Raw genomic sequence first — 2827 nt, 5'->3', positions numbered from 1 at the left:
GCGGCCACGTGCCGCGCCACTTCGGCCCGCAGCGGGGCCAGCCGGGCGGCCAGCGCCGGGTGCGCGGCGAGCGCCGCGTCGTAACGGGCCAGCAGCCCGACACTGTCCCGTGCGGCCCGCGCCTTCTCGGCCACCCCGGGCGCGGGCCCCTCGGCCGCCCGCCCGGCCCGCCCCTCACCCCCGGAGCATCCGCCAACGACCCCGACGGCCGCCACCGCCACCACACCCCGCCGACTCACCCGAGCCGCTGCGCCGATCATGGGCGCGAGTGTACGGCGTCTTTTTTTGCCGCCCTCCCGCCGCCGGGCGCTTGGGCCCGGTCTCGACGTTCCTCACCGGGTCCAAGCGGCCGGCGGCGAGGGCGCGGCAAAAGCAGCCCCCCGGACTCCGGTAACCTGGGCACCTACACGCGACCTTCCATGACAACAGCAGACGCGGCCGAGGAGTCACCCGGATGAGCACCACCCAGAGCGAGAGGCTGCGCGCGCTGCTTGAGCCTCTTGCCGTGAAAGCGGGCTTGGAGCTCGAAGAGATCACGGTGACGGCCCAGGGGAAGCGGCGCCAGCTGATGGTCGTGGTGGACGCGGAGGACGGCGTGCAGCTCGACGCGGTCGCCAGCGTGAGCCGGGACTTCTCCGAGGCGTTGGACGCCTCGGACGCGATGGGCGAGACCGAGTACGTGCTGGAAGTGACCTCCCCCGGCACCGACCGCCCGCTGACCGAGCCGCGTCACTTCCGGCGTAACGAGGGCCGTCTGGTGAAGCTGCAGCTCGAGGGGCGCGGCGAGCTGATCGCGCGGATCATGACGGTGGACGACTCCGGTCTCGACCTGGAGGTCCCCGGCGTCAAGGGCCGCAAGCCCAAGCCGGCGCGGGCCGAGTTCGCGGAGATCAGCAGGGCCCGGGTCGAGGTCGAATTCAACCGCAAGGCCGTCGGCGAGGACGAAGAAGCCGGGGCCGACGGCGACGAGAGTGCTGAGGAGGCGTAGCCGTGGACATCGACATGAAGGCCCTGCGGGGTTTGGTGCAGGAGAGGCAGATCTCGTTCGACCTGCTGGTCGAGGCCATCGAGTCGGCGCTCCTCATCGCCTACCACCGGGAGCCGGGCAGTCACCGCCGGGCCCGGGTCGAGCTGGACCGGGTGAGCGGCCATGTGACCGTGTGGGCCACCGAGGAGCCGGAGGAGGCGGGCGAGGGCGCCGAGCCGCGCGAGTTCGACGACACGCCGAGCGGCTTCGGCCGGATCGCCGCCTCCACCGCCAAACAGGTGATCCTGCAGCGGCTGCGGGACGCCGAGGACGACGTCACCTTCGGGGAGTACGCCGGCCGTGAGGGCGACATCGTGACCGGGGTCGTCCAGCAGGGCAAGGACCCCAAGAACGTGCTGGTCGACATCGGCAAGCTGGAGGCGATCCTGCCGGTGCAGGAGCAGGTCCCCGGCGAGCAGTACGCGCACGGCACCCGGCTGCGCAGCTATGTCGTCCGGGTCGCCAAGGGCGTGCGCGGTCCGTCGGTCACTTTGTCGCGCACTCATCCGAACCTGGTGAAGAAGCTGTTCGCGCTGGAGGTCCCGGAGATCGCCGACGGCTCGGTGGTGATCGAGGCGATCGCCCGCGAGGCCGGCCACCGCAGCAAGATCGCGGTCCGCTCGGCGCGGTCCGGACTCAATCCCAAGGGCGCCTGCATCGGCCCGATGGGGGCCCGGGTGCGGGCCGTGATGGCGGAGCTCAACGGCGAGAAGATCGACATCGTGGACTGGTCGGACGACCCGGCCGAGATGGTGGCGAACGCGCTGTCCCCGGCCCGGGTGTCGAACGTCGAGGTGGTGGACGCCGGCGCCCGCAGCGCCCGGGTCACCGTGCCGGACTACCAGCTGTCGCTGGCGATCGGCAAGGAAGGGCAGAACGCCCGGCTGGCGGCCCGGCTGACCGGCTGGCGCATCGACATCCGCCCGGACACCGAGCAGCCGCAGGACTGATTCGCAGGACTGACGTGCGGCGAACAGCCGAACGCCGGCTTACTCGAAGGAGTGAGCCCGCCGCGGGGAGGTAGACTAAAGAGTGTCTGGTCGGACGCTGCATCCCGCATGCCCGGAGCGAACCTGCATCGGCTGTCGTGAGCGAGCGGCCAAGAGCGATCTGCTGCGTGTGGCGGTGAGCGGGGGTGCGTGCGTCCCCGATCTTCGCGGTACGCTGCCCGGTCGGGGTGCTTATCTGCACCCCGCCCTTGCCTGTCTTGACCTGGCGGTCCGCCGCCGGGCGTTCGCCCGGTCCTTCAGGGGGCCGGTGACGCCCGATACCGCGGAGCTGAGCCGGTATGTCGAGCAGGCAGCACCGTAAGACACCGCAAGAGCTGTAAGAACCGTAAGAAGCAGTACGGCACGGGACACCGTGCGGTCAGGTACCTCGCGAGATGGAAGTAGGTCGAGATTGCGATGAGCACTCGATGAGTACGCGATGAGTACGCCCATGAAGTAGCGACGGTCCGGCGGACGATCACCCCGGACCTAAAAGGAGCGAAGTGGCTAAGGTCCGGGTATACGAACTCGCCAAGGAGATGGGAGTCGAGAGCAAGGTCGTCATGGCCAAGCTCCAAGAACTCGGTGAATTCGTCCGTTCGGCGTCCTCGACGATCGAGGCGCCAGTTGTCCGCAAGTTGACCGACGCTTTCCAGGGACCCGGTGGCAACGCCGGCAAGTCCGCTGCGAAGCCCTCGGCGCCGCGCAAGGCGACGCCGTCCCCGCTGCCGCCCGTCCGGGTGGCGGCTCCGCGCCGGCCCCGCCCCGGGTGCGCCGGCCCGTCCCGCTGCCCCGGGCAAGCCCGGCGGTC

Annotated in this window: 3 protein-coding genes and 2 pseudogenes; 4 read left to right on the top strand and 1 reads right to left on the bottom strand. The window is 70.7% G+C overall.

Annotated features, from left to right (window positions below):
- Nucleotides 1-260 (bottom strand): annotated as a pseudogene (locus GA0115240_RS36330) (hypothetical protein); the annotation flags it as partial.
- A gap of 194 nt (nt 261-454) precedes the next feature.
- Between GA0115240_RS36330 and rimP the strand changes: the two are divergent.
- The 4 genes and pseudogenes from rimP to GA0115240_RS23975 form a co-directional block, all read left to right on the top strand.
- Nucleotides 455-988 (top strand): ribosome maturation factor RimP, encoded by a 534-nt coding sequence (gene rimP, locus GA0115240_RS23990; protein WP_093739528.1) that lies wholly within the window; start codon nt 455-457, stop codon nt 986-988.
- A 2-nt stretch (nt 989-990) separates the two neighbouring features.
- On the top strand, nt 991-1977 hold the full coding sequence (gene nusA, locus GA0115240_RS23985; protein ID WP_093739526.1) for a transcription termination factor NusA: 987 nt from the start codon (nt 991-993) through the stop codon (nt 1975-1977).
- A gap of 82 nt (nt 1978-2059) precedes the next feature.
- Entirely contained in the window at nt 2060-2338 is a 279-nt protein-coding gene (locus GA0115240_RS23980; protein ID WP_093739524.1) for a YlxR family protein, read from the top strand.
- A 181-nt stretch (nt 2339-2519) separates the two neighbouring features.
- A pseudogene (locus GA0115240_RS23975) lies at nt 2520-2827 on the top strand (translation initiation factor IF-2 N-terminal domain-containing protein); the annotation flags it as partial.

The sequence above is a fragment of the Streptomyces sp. DvalAA-14 genome, assembly GCF_900091855.1.
Taxonomy (GTDB): Bacteria; Actinomycetota; Actinomycetes; order Streptomycetales; family Streptomycetaceae; genus Actinacidiphila.
Note: the sequence above shows the minus strand (reverse complement) of the source record. Positions and strands in the feature narration are given on the sequence as shown.

Excerpts from the sequence above, each read along its gene's own strand:
- rimP (WP_093739528.1), top strand. The coding sequence starts at position 455 with ATGAGCACCACCCAGAGCGAGAGGCTGCGCGCGCTGCTTGAGCCTCTT.